We start from the raw sequence: 12970 nt of genomic DNA, 5'->3' as shown, positions 1-12970 counted from the left end.
AATATTACAGTCAATTTCGTTGGCATACCGGCAGGCATACTGTGCAAATTCGTCGATATCCATCTCCTCGCCGGAATACTCAGGCTGACTTTGCTGTCTGAAGGAGGGCTCGTCCACAGGTTCAGATTCAGATTCTTCGTAATAATCACTATCTTCGTAATTCTGCTCCTGATTATACTCGTCATACTGATCGTACTCACCGGATTCAGGGTAATGGTATTCCTGACTCTGCTGGTATTCCACAGCATTATTTTGCATTACCGGATCGTGCTGATACCTATCTCTCTCCTGTACAACCCGGGAATTCCTCTGAGCAGGCACAGGTTCAGATTCAGAATTCGGAGCTTCCTCTCCGCTTCCAATGCATTCGAATTTACTGGCCAGAACCGGATGGTCCTGATGCAGTGTTTCCATCTGCTTCGGATTATCGATTAAAACTACGATCATTCCGCTGGCATCTCTTTCCATGAGCTGGTTTAACTCATCAAGAGCTTCCGGAGTTAAGTCTCCGGCTTCTTCGATCACTAAATCTTTTCCAGAAAGCTTATCTGCAGAAGCAAACACTCCACGCTTTGAAAGTTTGGATCCTGAAATCTTGGCAACAGGATTATTCACACCGCTTTCCTTATGAATCTGCTTTAATGCTTCTACTGCCATCTGAAGTCCCTTTTCAGGAGTTCTGGCCTCAATCATAAGATGATTGCGGACAGGCTCTTCAATAGCCTCTTCTTCCTCATCTTCATACAGATCCTCAAAAGCAAACTCTTCCCCTTCTTCCTGCTGGGGGAAATGATATCCGCTTCCGTCTTCCTCCGGATATGCTGCTTCTTCTGCCTCATAATAGTTAGAATACTGCTCTTCCTCATTATCAAAGCTTTCTTCCTGAGGCAGATCATATACTTCATCTTCCTCTGCAGTAGCAGCTGACTGGATACCGTAAATCTCCTGGTCAAACTCCTGAGGCTCTTCCTCTTCAATTACCGGTTCGGAGTATGTTTCCATTTCTTCCTCTTCCGGTATATAATCTTCCACTGTTCTTGGGAATATGGAAATGTTGCGTCCTACTCTGCGGATATCTTCCAGCACTCTGGTATGTTCTGCAGCCGGTTCTTCTTCAACAACCGGATCTTCATAAGAAATTCTGGACATCTCTCTGGCGAGAGACTCCTGTACTTCCGCTTCCTGCATGCTGGCTTCATAATCCTCTTCCACTGATTCCTCATATACCATGTTGGAATACTGGCTGATCTCCGGTTCTTCCTGATAATAATCGATCTCCGGTTCCAGCTGTACACTTACTTTTTTACCGGTGCCGTACTCCTGCTCTACTGCACGAAGTCTGGCTTCATATTTATCTCTGTTTTCTATGAGATCCATCTGGTAATTTGTCAAAGGGGCATACTGAACTTTTAAGTCCATTGCCTTTTCCACATATTTTCCAAGTCCGAACATCAGCATAATACGGTCACAAGTCTCTACACAGCGTTCCGCCATTCCGGCAAGGCTGTAAAGTTCCGCCAGTTCATAAAGCCATTTTTCATCAAGCTCCACACTGGTATAGGATTCGAGTGAATGAATGAGCTGCTGGGCCGGTGCTCCTTTTGCCTTTAAAATCATATAACGGAGAAGCTGCTGTCTGGGATCCTCAGAAGCCAGATCTCCAAATTCCTTATAATAGCTTTCGGCTTCCTCGATATTGCCTTCTTTAATGGCCAGCTCTGCCAGCTTATAGAGAAGCCTTTTTCCAATAGGCGCCCGCTCAAACGCCTGTAAAAGGATCTCCTTTGCCTCCTGATAATCCTCATTTTTCTCGTATACCATGGCTACCATGGAAAGCAAATTGGTGTTGCGGACTCTTCTCCAGTCGATTGTGTCGGCGATCTTCATAGCCGTCTCATAGTCGTTTTTACCGACCAGTTTTTTAATTTGTTCAACTTTTATATTAAACTCGTACTTATCCATTCTTTGCATCTCCTAACAAGGCAAATGAGTTACAGTTCGACTCTGCCCTCCAGAGCCCGTAACAATGTCACCTCATCTATGTACTCTAAGTCTCCGCCAACGGGAACACCGCTGGCTATGCGGGTAACCCTGATTCCTGTAGGTTTGATCAGCTTACTGATGTACATGGCTGTTGTCTCACCTTCCAGACTGGAGTTTGTGGCTATGATCACTTCTTCCACATCTCCCTGCAGCCTCTGCATTAATTCTTTCAGCTTAATATCTCCAGGTCCGATTCCCAGCATAGGGGATATGGCTCCATGGAGCACATGGTAAACGCCTTCAAACTTTCCGGTTTTTTCATAGGCAGCTAAATCTCTGGTATCTTCCACCACCATAATAACCTTATGATTGCGTTTCTCACTCTTGCAAATGGGGCAGCGCTCCTGATCCGTCAAAGTAAAACACTCTTTGCAGTAATGCACGTTACGTTTTGCCTCTGTTATGGATGAAGCAAGGCCTGTTACCTGCTCCTCCGGCATATTAATAATATGAAATGCCAGGCGCTGTGCTGATTTACTGCCAATACCGGGGAGCTTTGAAAGCTCTTCAATTAATCTGGTTATCTGACTGCTGTAATAATCCATAATTAGAACGGAAATCCTCCGCCTAATCCTCCCATTCCACCGGTTAATTTAGACATAGCGGAACTGCTGTCTTCTTCCATCTGACGGAACGCTTCATTGGTAGCCGCCATAATTAAATCTTCCAGCATCTCAATGTCATCGGGATCAACCACTTCCTGGGATAATTTTACAGAAGTTACTTCTTTCTTACCTGAAACTGTTACGGTAACCGCTCCGCCGCCTGCTGTCGCTTTATATTCTTTGTCTTCGAGAGCTTTTGTCGTCTCTTCCATCTGACGCTGCATCTTCTGTGCCTGCTTCATTAAATTGTTCATATTGCCAGGCATAGCGCCTGGAAAACCGCCACGTTTTGCCATGGTGTAATCCTCCTATATTTTCATAATCATTTTATTCTTCTATTGTTATGTCCATTAAAATATTGGCTTTCAATTCTTCGTCGCTGACGTAAATGGTATCCATACGTTCGCCGCCGCCCCTGAGCCTTGTCTGAAAGGCAATGGATTTTTTATAATGATCCTCCACATACCGTTCAATATCCGCAATGGTGGTTTCTCTGCTTCCAATCATAAAATTGCTCTGATCGGAAAAGACCACACAAAGCCGGTTCTCACCTGCGGGTTCCACCACAGTCTCCCGAAAACTGGCCCGTATGGGACCACCCAGTTCCCGTATAATTTTCCCCCAATCACTTCGTATCAGGTTTAAATCTTCTAACTGCCCCTGGGGAAGTGCAACTCTCTGAGCAGGAGTAAGTGTCTCTGCCTCACCCGCACCTAAGCTGGCTTCAACAGTTGCGGACGCTTCTCCTTTTTGCAGAAATGTTCCGCTCTCCAGCTGTTTTTCAATGCCTTTGATGCGTTGCAGAATCGAATCATAGTTCTGCTCCATCTGAGGGCGGGTCAGCTTGATCAGTGCAACTTCTATCAGCACACGCTTTTGTGAAGCGTAGCGCAGCTGATTAGACAGATCTGAGAACACACGGATATACCGGAGAAGTGTCTCAGAATCTGCAAGAGCACTATCCTCTCTTAACAGATTCTGGTTCTCCGTTGACATATCTATAAGATTCTCTCCGTTATCCACTGATTTAATAATCAAAAGATTTCTTAAATACCAGATAAAATCAACTACGAACTGTCCTAACTCTCTACCCTGAATCACCATATCTTCCAGACATGCGATGCAGTCTTTTGTTTTGTTTTGTGCAACGGCCTGAAACAGCTTTCCGAATACCGTAATATCCACTGCTCCAAGCACATCAAGTACGTTATCATAGGTAAGCAGTTCTCCGTAATGAAAGGCAATGCACTGATCTAACAGACTTAAAGCATCTCTTAACGCTCCGTCTGCCGATTTGGCAATGTAAGTCAGCGCCTTCTCCTCTACCTGAATCTGTTCTGCTTGTGTAAGTTCGTTCAGATGTTCAGCAATTGTCTCAACTGTGATACGTTTAAAATCATAGCGCTGACATCTGGATAATACTGTGACCGGAATCTTGTGCACTTCTGTTGTTGCCAGAATAAATATAACGTATGAGGGAGGTTCTTCCAGGGTTTTTAATAATGCGTTAAATGCTCCTGTTGAAAGCATATGAACCTCATCGATAATATAAACCCGGTATTTACCTTCCGTAGGCGGATACTGAACCTGCTCTCTGATCTCCCGGATATTCTCCACACCATTGTTTGATGCCGCATCAATCTCAACAACGTTTAATGAAGCACCTGCTGCTATATTCCTGCAGGTATGGCATTCCCCGCAGGGGCTGCCGTCTGAAGGCTGTTCACAATTGACTGCTTTTGCGAAAATCTTTGCGATACTGGTCTTACCGGTTCCCCGGGTTCCGCAGAACAGATATGCATGCCCGATACGCTGGGATATAATCTGGTTTTTAAGTGTTTGCACAATATGGTCCTGTCCCTTTACATCTGCAAAGGATGAAGGGCGCCATTTCCGATATAATGCCGTATATGACATGCCTGTTACTCCTTATTTGTCGCCGAAGCTGATTCCGATCATCTTGGCTTCCTTAACGATGGAACATTCCGGATCGACGGTTTTTAATTTACCGGCCACCTCAGCTAAGGGCGCCTTAACAATTTCATTGTTGCTAACTGCCACCATGTAGCCATATTCCTTATTCTTTATCAGTTTTGCTGCTTCTGCCCCAAGGCGGGTGGAAATCACTCTGTCATATGGACATGGTTCTCCGCCCCTCTGCATATGACCTGGAACGGTAACCCTGACTTCTTGTCCAGTCCGTTCGGTGATCTGTGCTCCGATCTCATAGGCCACAGAAGGGTAAATCACGCCATTCTTCTTTTTTTCTTTCAGTTCTTTTTTTGTCAGCACCGAATTCTCTTTGGAAATAGCGCCTTCTGCAACGGCAATAATGGAAAACTTCTTGCCTTCTCTGGTTCTGCTCTTTAACGCTTCTATAATTACATTCAGATCATATGGAATTTCCGGAACCAGAATAATATCAGCTCCACCGGCGATCCCTGCATAGAGAGTCAGCCAGCCTACCTTATGACCCATAACTTCGACAATAAAGACTCGTCCATGGGAAGCAGCTGTTGTATGGATGCAGTCAATGGCATTGGTTGCCACATTAACCGCGCTTTGAAAGCCAAAGGTGATATCAGTTCCCCACAAGTCATTATCAATGGTCTTAGGCAGCGATACAACGTTTAAGCCTTCCTCCCTAAGGAGATTGGCTGTCTTCTGGCTGCCGTTGCCGCCAAGGACAACCAGACATTCCAGCTTTAAATTCTTATAGGTGTGCTTCATCGCTTCTACCTTATCGAGACCGTTCCCGTCCGGTATCCGCATCAGTTTAAACGGCTGTCTGGAGGTTCCAAGTATGGTTCCCCCTTTTGTCAGGATTCCAGAAAACTCTTCCGGCTTCATCACACGGTAATTCGCATAAATAAGACCTTTATAACCGTCTTCAAATCCTACAATCTCAATATCATCAAACAGCCGGTACAATGCTTTGGCAACGCCCCGCATGGTAGCATTTAAGCTTTGGCAGTCACCGCCGCTTGTAAGAATTCCAATTCTCATCATAAAAGCACACCTCTTCTTTGATTAGATTTGTTATTTGGAAATAGGTACTATTATACCCATTTTATTCTCAATTATAATACAAAGGGGAATGTGGGGCAAGGGAAAACTTTATTTCATAAGATAATGTAAGGAAATATTAAAAATGAAAAAACACCGCAAAGCAATTCACTGCTCCCCGGCGTCCTGATAACTATATTTTAATCCGTGCGTCTCACTTTGAACCGCTATCACAGGCGTTACCCTGACAGTTAACTCGGTCCAGGCACCCTCACGGCACACAGAAGGTTCCACTTAGTGCTGCTGCATTCCTGCCCTGACACGGTTCATGAAGATCTGTTGCGTAAGACCCAAACGTCATCGTCACTTATCAGGGGCAGCCCTACAATAGCCGGCCCTGGGTGAGACATCACCCCTGCTGGAGCGGATTGCAGGTACAGGGCACCGCTATCTCCCCGGCTGCACGGAAACTTTATGACGTATTATGACTTAATCGCAGTTAAGTATACATGGAAACCACCGGATTGTCAAGGATTTAGGGGGCAATTGTATCTTCCATTTTTTGTTTTTTATTATCCCTTAATTCTTTAAAAAATTTTTTCATCATCTGGGCACATTCTTCCCCTAATACTCCGGATTCCATTTCCACCTGATGATTAAACCCTTTTTCATGGAACAAATCAAGTACAGAGCCTGCGCATCCTGCCTTGGGATTCATACAGCCAACCACAACTTTCTTCATTCTTGACTGTACAATCGCTCCCGCACACATGGGACAGGGTTCCAGGGTTACATACATGGTACAGTCTTCCAGTCTCCAGTCACCCAGCTTTTTGCAGGCTTTCCGGATTGCAATGATTTCTGCATGGGACAGCACATTTTTATCTGATGTACGCCGGTTGTATCCTCTGGCTATCACTTTGTCTTCATAAACAATCACACAGCCAATGGGGACTTCACCAACTGCTCCTGCTTTTTTTGCCTGTGTAACTGCCTGACACATATATTTTTCATCTATTGTCATAATGATTCCTCTTTGCTGTTTAATGTGGTATACTTGTCCTAAGTATATCATGAAATAAAGGAATGGTGAATAGATGAAGTTATGTGGTCTTCAAAAAACAACACTTCTGGATTATCCAGGTCATGTGGCTGCCACGATTTTTCTGGGCGGCTGTAATTTCCGCTGCCCTTTTTGCCATAACAGCGGATTGATCGGGAGCGATGCAGCGTCACTGTTCTCAGAGGAAGAAATTTTAGATTTTCTTATAAAGAGAAAAGGGATTCTGGAAGGTGTCTGTATTACCGGCGGAGAGCCCACACTCACTGTAGAACTGGAGTCATTGATCCGAAAAATCCGGGAACTGGGTTATCTAATTAAACTTGACACCAACGGTTATCGTCCTGATGTATTAAAAAAGCTGATTACAGAAGGGCTTCTGGATTATATAGCCATGGACATAAAATCCGGTCGGGAGCATTATAAGAAAGCTGCTGGAACCGGGGATCTTAAAATAAGGAACGTGGAAGAAAGCGCTGCATTTTTAATGGAAAACCGTATCCCATACGAATTTCGCACCACAGTGGTAAAAGGGATTCATACAATGGGGGATTTCGTGGATATCGGCAACTGGCTGGAGGGAGATTCCCAGTACTTTCTTCAAAATTATGTGGATTCTGATCAGGTTTTATGCCCGGGCTACACTTCTTTTTCTGATAGTGAACTGAAGGGATTTCTAAAAATTCTAAAACCATTTCTTCCGGGCACCATACTCCGGGGTGAATCTTTTTAACGCAAACCAGGGGGCTTTTCAGCCCCCTACTTTTATGTCGGTATACCAGAATCCAAAACGTCCATCTTCCATTGGCTGATCTTTTGACAGCACAAAGTTAGGAAAACCGAACATAGATGCCATATATCGTTCATTGCTGTAATAATGTCCCGGGACTCCCAGCAGATAGCGGGGTGTTCCTTCCGTGTTAAGCCTGGCGAGGATCAGATACCGGTAATTGTAGTAACCATGTAATAAGAAACTGTTATTTCCAAATACCCATGCATCTCTGGGAAGAAGACCAATATCCTGAGGTTTGATTGTCAGAATTTCACAGCCGTCTTCATAATCAAATGCCAGAATCCTGGTATGTTCTTTTCTTAATTTTTCCCAAATCACACTATGTTGACTTTCTTCCTGGCTTTCATTTTGGCGCAAATGTTCCAGTACCTCTGGATCACCAAGCTTTGGTTCCGTATGGTCTTGGTCTTTCGTTTCTTTTATTGCGGCATCTGCGCGGTACAAACGGGTAGTTCCTGCCTCGGGCTCAAGAAATACATCTGTATCCTCAGCCAGACCTGCGTCGCCTGAACTCATCTGAACAGATTCTTTTAATCCGCCATCTTCAGCATCAAACATTATGGGCTTTGGCATTAAGGGAACCGATTCCTGCTGACTTTGTAAAACGGTCTGAGTCTCTTCAGACGGATCTGTATGTATGGACTCTGCAGACATCGGTGCTGTTGGCATCGGACCCGTTGGACGCGGCGCTGGAGAAGCCGGACTGGTTGGTTTCGGTAAAGGAGACATTGGTCCTGTCGGCATTGACCGTGGCATTGCACCATTAGGTATTGGCGCTGTTGGCATTGACCCGTTGGGCATTGGTCCGGTTGGACGTGGTTCCTGCCACCAGCCAGGAATCGGGCCAGTCATGGTCGGGCGTGCGTTTTGCTGTCTATCCGGCGCAGGCGCAGTGACTGAAGGAGGATTCCCCTGCCTTCCTCCTGCAGTTGGACCGGTTACGGTTACTGCGGTTCTGGTATTTCCATCTTGCGGTAAGAAACCTGTCATCTGCTGGATCTCAGGCATGAGGCTTTCGGCCTCCGGGCTTGGCTCACTGTCGGATGACACCGGACTTTCCGCCTGGTGAAGAATCTCTTCTTCATTTTTTGTATCCTGATTATCTCCACCTTCCAGTGGAAACTCTTTTTCTATCTCCTGAACAGCTTTTTTTATCTGTTCTTCCGATATGGCAGAATTTTCTTTTACAGCAGAATCTGTATTTTCCAGATCAACTGCCGCCGCATGAGCAACTGCGTCCTCCCATATGGTGGTATAAGATCTCCATGTATTTTTTACATCATGTATGGTCAGTCCAAAACATTGGTCCATGTTAAAACCGGAACGTTCAATATCATTTACGGATACTGTGGCTCTGAATTCACCGGAACCACCTCGTATGAAGATATTACCAAGGTATATTTCCTGTTCTCCAGCCAATAGATACACTCCAATGTCGTTACCGCCTACATAAATTCTTTTCACACTTACCGTAATTTTGCACTGGATTCCTCTCGTCTCTATCTTGGCAAATCCGATGTTTTTTCCTTTGACTCCGCCTTCGTAGGCATAAATATATGAGATTAGTCTTCGATAGTTAGACATGCCACCACTCCTTTATCACTATTTTATGCAAAATGCCATTGCATCTATGACATAAAAATGATATCCTAATGAAAGAATAAAATAAAAATTTTTTCCAATATGTGGAGGATGATAAAAATGAAGCTTTACCGTGCAAAAGACTACTATGACATGAGCCGAAAAGCAGCCAATATTATATCTGCCCAGATCATTATGAAACCAAACTGTGTTCTGGGACTCGCTACCGGTTCTACACCTGTGGGTGCCTACAAACAGCTGATTGAATGGTACAACAAAGGGGATTTGGATTTTTCCCGGGTAAAAACAGCAAACCTTGATGAATACAAGGGATTAACCAGAGACAATGACCAGAGTTACTACCACTTTATGAAGCAAAATTTATTTATGCACGTAAATATTGATGTAACCAATACTCATATACCTGATGGTATGGAACTAGATGCAGAAAAAGAAGCTGCCAGATATGAAGAGATTCTCAGAAATCTGGGCGGCATTGACTTACAGATTCTTGGGCTTGGTCATAATGGGCACATCGGATTTAATGAGCCTTCCGATATCTTCCCAAAAGATACCCACATTGTTGACTTACAGGAAAGCACCATTGAAGCGAATAAGCGATTTTTTGAATCTATAGATCAGGTTCCGCGCCAGGCTTATACCATGGGAATCGGTACAATTATCAGAGCCAAAAAAATCCTGTTAATGGTAAGTGGTGAGGATAAGGCTGAAATTCTTTACAATGCCCTTTGCGGGCCGGTGACACCAAAAGTTCCTGCTTCCATTCTGCAACTCCATCCGGATGTAATTATTGTGGCCGATGAAGCAGCACTGTCAAAATGGGAAACCAACTAATCTTGACGTATATAGCTTACAATGATATAATGAGTTAAATTTTTTAAAAGGAGGTGAGACGCTGTGAGAAATATATCTATTAAAGCTACTTCATTATGGACTAATATTAATAATATCTCTGCAGTTTTCGGTAATTTTGACGCGTCCGTGTATCAGTGCGCCCATTTTTACGAAAAAGGCAGCGTCTCATCTGAAAATTATTCTGTTAGCCGGTAGGTTTTACCACTGGTTTTTCGGTTGATTTTCCGCCCGGATGCTCCTGCACCGGGTTTTTTTGTGCGTTTTTTTCGAAATGGCAGTCTGAACGGACATTTTCCACTTTGATTCTAAACACACAATATGGAGGATATGACCTATGAAACAGGTAAAAACCATTCTGTCCGGCTGCGGCTCTCTCTCAAGAGCCGTATGCTCCACAACTTTAATCTGCTCGAAACAAATTTTTGACGGAGGCTTTCTCTGTGTAGCTGGAGGATACGTTGTCCAGATTGTCCAGTTCATTATGCTGACCTTTGTCTGGAAGACCTTGGCAGAGACGAATGCTCTGCCAGCAAATGTATCAGTAAACCAGTTAATGACCTACACACTGATGTCTGCCGTATTACATGAGGAATTAAATATTATTTCTCCCGCCACTTCGTCCTTGTGGGAGGGATCCGTCATTGGGCGTTTTTTAAGACCCATGGCAATTGAAGCAAGCTTTATTTCTGAAACCATTGGCCGATTCTGGGTTCCCAACTTCTTATTTCTGGGTATTCCATTATTGCTTTTTGCACCGGTTCTTTCTGTCAGTCCGTTGCCTGCTTCTTTACGTATGGGGATTCTCTCTTTCATAAGCCTGCTGCTGGCAATTTGTATTGGATTTGCCATAGATTTGCTGTTCGCTTCTCTTGCAATGAATCTGAAAAATGGGTGCTTTGCGGCTCTTGCTGTCAGAGAGGCAGTTTATTCCCTGCTTTCCGGAGAAATGATACCATTTTCATTATTTCCAAAAAAATTGGGAACGCTTTTTTCCCTGCTTCCGTTGGGCTCAGTTGCCCATGGACCTTTAACTATCTACACCGGCACTGCCCATTTTCCATTCAGGATTCTGGCGCTTCAGTTTTTCTGGGCTGTTAGTTTATGGGCTCTTGCTATTTACGTATTTAATAAAAGCAAAGAAAGGATGATCTCTTTTGGTGGATAATTTTAAAATATTAATCAGGCTTTACAGGCAATATGCAAAAATGGATTTATTATGGTTTCTACGGGATACCCGTTATTTCTTTATTCAACTGGTTTCAGATGTTGTTAGCGGTGGCTGCACCATTGCAGGTGTCTGCCTGCTATCCACAAATTTTAAGAACTTTTCCGGTATGACCCAAAATGAAATTTTATTTATGATGGGTTACGCTCTCTTTATTGACGGTATTTACATGGTATTTTTTATCGGCAACAATACAGGCATGGTCAGCCGGATTATTGGCCGGGGGCAGCTTGACCACATAATGATCCAGCCGGTTCCTCTTTGGGCGGAACTTCTGGCACAGGGGTTTTCCCCTGTTTCCGGTTCTCCCATCTTGATTTTTGGAACAGGGCTTACTGCTTACGGTGCCATAAGAGCTGGTTTACCTATAAACGCCTTTACTTTATTGCTGTTTCTTTTTTACAGCATTTGCTCAATTGTTATTGTGATGTCATTTATCTATCTGATTTCCTGCTCTGCGTTCTATGCCCCTGCTGCTGCAGAGGAGATTGCCGGGGTGGGGAAGGAATTGTTTTCTTCATTAAAAACTTACCCGCTGGGTAATATGAGAGGCTTTCAAAAGCACATTTTTTTGTCCTTGATTCCTGTTGGTCTTTGTGCCTGGCTTCCCTCCACACTTTTAATAAAAGCCGGGAAATATGGGGTAGAGGCAATTTTAGTTCCGAAAGCGTTCTATCTGCCCATGGCAGCCACGATTTTTTCATTAATAGCAATTATCACATTTAAGAAAGGAATGAAATATTATGAAACCTATGGTTCTCCAAGATATTCCGGCTTTGGCCATCGATAATATAACAAAAGAATACTGCCAGTGGCAGCGAAGCGGCAATGCCCGAGACATTATTAAAAATCTTCTTCACCCGGAAAAGCGGGTAGTAACAGCTCTTGATCACATATCGCTTCAGGTAAAGAAAGGGGAATTTGTTGCTTATGCAGGTGCCAATGGTGCCGGTAAAAGCACTACAATAAAAATTCTTTCCGGTATTCTCATGCCTACACAAGGAACGGTATCTGTACTGGGATTAAATCCCGCCAAAGACCGGATCAAGCTTATGAGTCAAATTGGAGTCCTGTTTGGCCAGCGCACAGAATTATGGTGGGACCATCCGGTGATATCCAGCTTTCAATGGAAAAAGGAGGTGTGGAACATTCCGGATCCCGTTTACAAAAAGAATCTGGAGATGGTTACAGAACTTTTGGATCTATCTGATATTTTAAAAACCTTTACCAGAGAGCTGAGCCTTGGGCAGAGAATGCGGGCGGATATTGCCATGCTTCTGCTTCACAGTCCGGAACTGATTTTTCTTGATGAGCCTACGCTTGGTCTTGATGTACTTGCCAAGCAGCAGATGATCCGGTTTTTAAAGAAGATTAATCTTGAGAGTAAAACAACGGTGGTGGTAACCAGCCATGATATGGACGATCTGGAGGAAATGGCCCAGAGAATCATTCTTATTAACAAGGGGCGAATTGCATTTGACGGAAATTTTGATGAACTACGAAATGTAATGGGAGGCTTTTACCGGATTGTCCTTACTACAGCAAAAGAAGAGATACCACTCTCCATTCCGGGTATGCGGCTTTTGAAAACGGAAAGTGGAGTTCACGAATACGAATTTGACCGGAATGTATTAGGAATCCATGAGGTTTTGGGGTTACTTTCTGATTTTCCCCAAATCCTTGATATGGAAATTAAAAAATCACCCATTGAAGATGTAGTTGCTAATTTATATCTGAGCTGGCGGGAAAATTAACAGTTGGTTTTTTCGTAGGTTTAGTGT

General features: G+C 43.9%; 11 protein-coding genes, 1 other RNA gene and 1 pseudogene (1 of these 13 running past the window's edge). 5 read left to right on the top strand and 8 right to left on the bottom strand.

Translation table 11 applies throughout. The features are described from left to right. The 7 genes from ACOAOT_RS22130 to tadA all read right to left on the bottom strand — a co-directional run. On the bottom strand, positions 1–1962 hold the 5' portion of the coding sequence (locus ACOAOT_RS22130; RefSeq protein WP_420218923.1) for a tetratricopeptide repeat protein. 213 nt of this gene lie to the left of the window's left edge; only the first 1962 of its 2175 coding nucleotides appear in the window; its start codon is at positions 1960–1962; the stop codon falls past the left edge of the window. 29 nt (positions 1963–1991) lie between these two features. Beyond that, positions 1992–2588 (bottom strand): recombination mediator RecR, encoded by a 597-nt coding sequence (gene recR / locus ACOAOT_RS22125; RefSeq protein ID WP_097006959.1) that lies wholly within the window; start codon positions 2586–2588, stop codon positions 1992–1994. Between the two features lie 2 nt (positions 2589–2590). Next, entirely contained in the window at positions 2591–2944 is a 354-nt protein-coding gene (locus ACOAOT_RS22120) for a YbaB/EbfC family nucleoid-associated protein (RefSeq protein ID WP_420218922.1), read from the bottom strand. 31 nt (positions 2945–2975) lie between these two features. Next, positions 2976–4565, bottom strand: coding sequence for a DNA polymerase III subunit gamma/tau (gene dnaX / locus ACOAOT_RS22115; protein WP_420218921.1), 1590 nt, complete (start codon positions 4563–4565; stop codon positions 2976–2978). Positions 4566–4577: 12 nt separating this feature from the next. Continuing rightward, positions 4578–5657 (bottom strand): 6-phosphofructokinase, encoded by a 1080-nt coding sequence (locus ACOAOT_RS22110; protein ID WP_277405455.1) that lies wholly within the window; start codon positions 5655–5657, stop codon positions 4578–4580. A gap of 202 nt (positions 5658–5859) precedes the next feature. After that, an RNA gene (gene ffs / locus ACOAOT_RS22105) (signal recognition particle sRNA large type) lies at positions 5860–6121 on the bottom strand. Between the two features lie 68 nt (positions 6122–6189). Further along, a complete protein-coding gene (tadA, locus tag ACOAOT_RS22100) occupies positions 6190–6678 on the bottom strand; it encodes a tRNA adenosine(34) deaminase TadA (RefSeq protein ID WP_420218920.1) in 489 nt (162 codons plus the stop codon). A gap of 73 nt (positions 6679–6751) precedes the next feature. On the opposite strand from tadA, the gene ACOAOT_RS22095 reads away from it, so the two are divergent. Continuing rightward, entirely contained in the window at positions 6752–7447 is a 696-nt protein-coding gene (locus ACOAOT_RS22095) for an anaerobic ribonucleoside-triphosphate reductase activating protein (RefSeq protein ID WP_420218919.1), read from the top strand. Positions 7448–7465: 18 nt separating this feature from the next. Here the strand turns inward: ACOAOT_RS22095 and ACOAOT_RS22090 are convergent. Continuing rightward, positions 7466–7891, bottom strand: a pseudogene (locus ACOAOT_RS22090) (DUF6128 domain-containing protein); the annotation flags it as partial. A gap of 1317 nt (positions 7892–9208) precedes the next feature. Here ACOAOT_RS22090 and nagB point away from each other — a divergent pair. From nagB to ACOAOT_RS22070, 4 genes are all read left to right on the top strand, one after another. Beyond that, positions 9209–9943 (top strand): glucosamine-6-phosphate deaminase, encoded by a 735-nt coding sequence (gene nagB, locus ACOAOT_RS22085; RefSeq protein ID WP_420218918.1) that lies wholly within the window; start codon positions 9209–9211, stop codon positions 9941–9943. 355 nt (positions 9944–10298) lie between these two features. Continuing rightward, positions 10299–11129 carry a hypothetical protein gene (locus ACOAOT_RS22080; protein ID WP_420218917.1) on the top strand — a complete coding sequence of 277 codons (831 nt, stop codon included), beginning with the start codon at positions 10299–10301 and terminating at the stop codon, positions 11127–11129. Next, the gene (locus ACOAOT_RS22075) at positions 11122–11979 is read left to right on the top strand and encodes an ABC-2 family transporter protein (RefSeq protein WP_420218916.1); all 858 of its coding nucleotides are present in this window, start codon (positions 11122–11124) and stop codon (positions 11977–11979) included. Before ACOAOT_RS22080 ends, ACOAOT_RS22075 begins: the two co-directional genes overlap by 8 nt. Further along, the gene (locus ACOAOT_RS22070) at positions 11933–12943 is read left to right on the top strand and encodes an ABC transporter ATP-binding protein (protein ID WP_420218915.1); all 1011 of its coding nucleotides are present in this window, start codon (positions 11933–11935) and stop codon (positions 12941–12943) included. Before ACOAOT_RS22075 ends, ACOAOT_RS22070 begins: the two co-directional genes overlap by 47 nt. Positions 12944–12970 lie beyond the last annotated feature (27 nt).

Origin of the sequence: Lacrimispora struthionigena (assembly GCF_048627165.1) — a bacterium.
Taxonomy (GTDB): domain Bacteria; phylum Bacillota; class Clostridia; order Lachnospirales; family Lachnospiraceae; genus Lacrimispora.
Note: the sequence above shows the minus strand (reverse complement) of the source record. Positions and strands in the feature narration are given on the sequence as shown.

Coding starts and splice junctions, on each gene's coding strand:
- recR (WP_097006959.1), bottom strand. CDS start 2,588: ATGGATTATTACAGCAGTCAGATAACCAGATTAATTGAAGAGCTTTCA.
- ACOAOT_RS22120 (WP_420218922.1), bottom strand. CDS start 2,944: ATGGCAAAACGTGGCGGTTTTCCAGGCGCTATGCCTGGCAATATGAAC.
- dnaX (WP_420218921.1), bottom strand. CDS start 4,565: ATGTCATATACGGCATTATATCGGAAATGGCGCCCTTCATCCTTTGCA.
- ACOAOT_RS22110 (WP_277405455.1), bottom strand. CDS start 5,657: ATGATGAGAATTGGAATTCTTACAAGCGGCGGTGACTGCCAAAGCTTA.
- tadA (WP_420218920.1), bottom strand. CDS start 6,678: ATGACAATAGATGAAAAATATATGTGTCAGGCAGTTACACAGGCAAAA.
- ACOAOT_RS22095 (WP_420218919.1), top strand. CDS start 6,752: ATGAAGTTATGTGGTCTTCAAAAAACAACACTTCTGGATTATCCAGGT.
- nagB (WP_420218918.1), top strand. CDS start 9,209: ATGAAGCTTTACCGTGCAAAAGACTACTATGACATGAGCCGAAAAGCA.
- ACOAOT_RS22080 (WP_420218917.1), top strand. CDS start 10,299: ATGAAACAGGTAAAAACCATTCTGTCCGGCTGCGGCTCTCTCTCAAGA.
- ACOAOT_RS22070 (WP_420218915.1), top strand. CDS start 11,933: ATGAAACCTATGGTTCTCCAAGATATTCCGGCTTTGGCCATCGATAAT.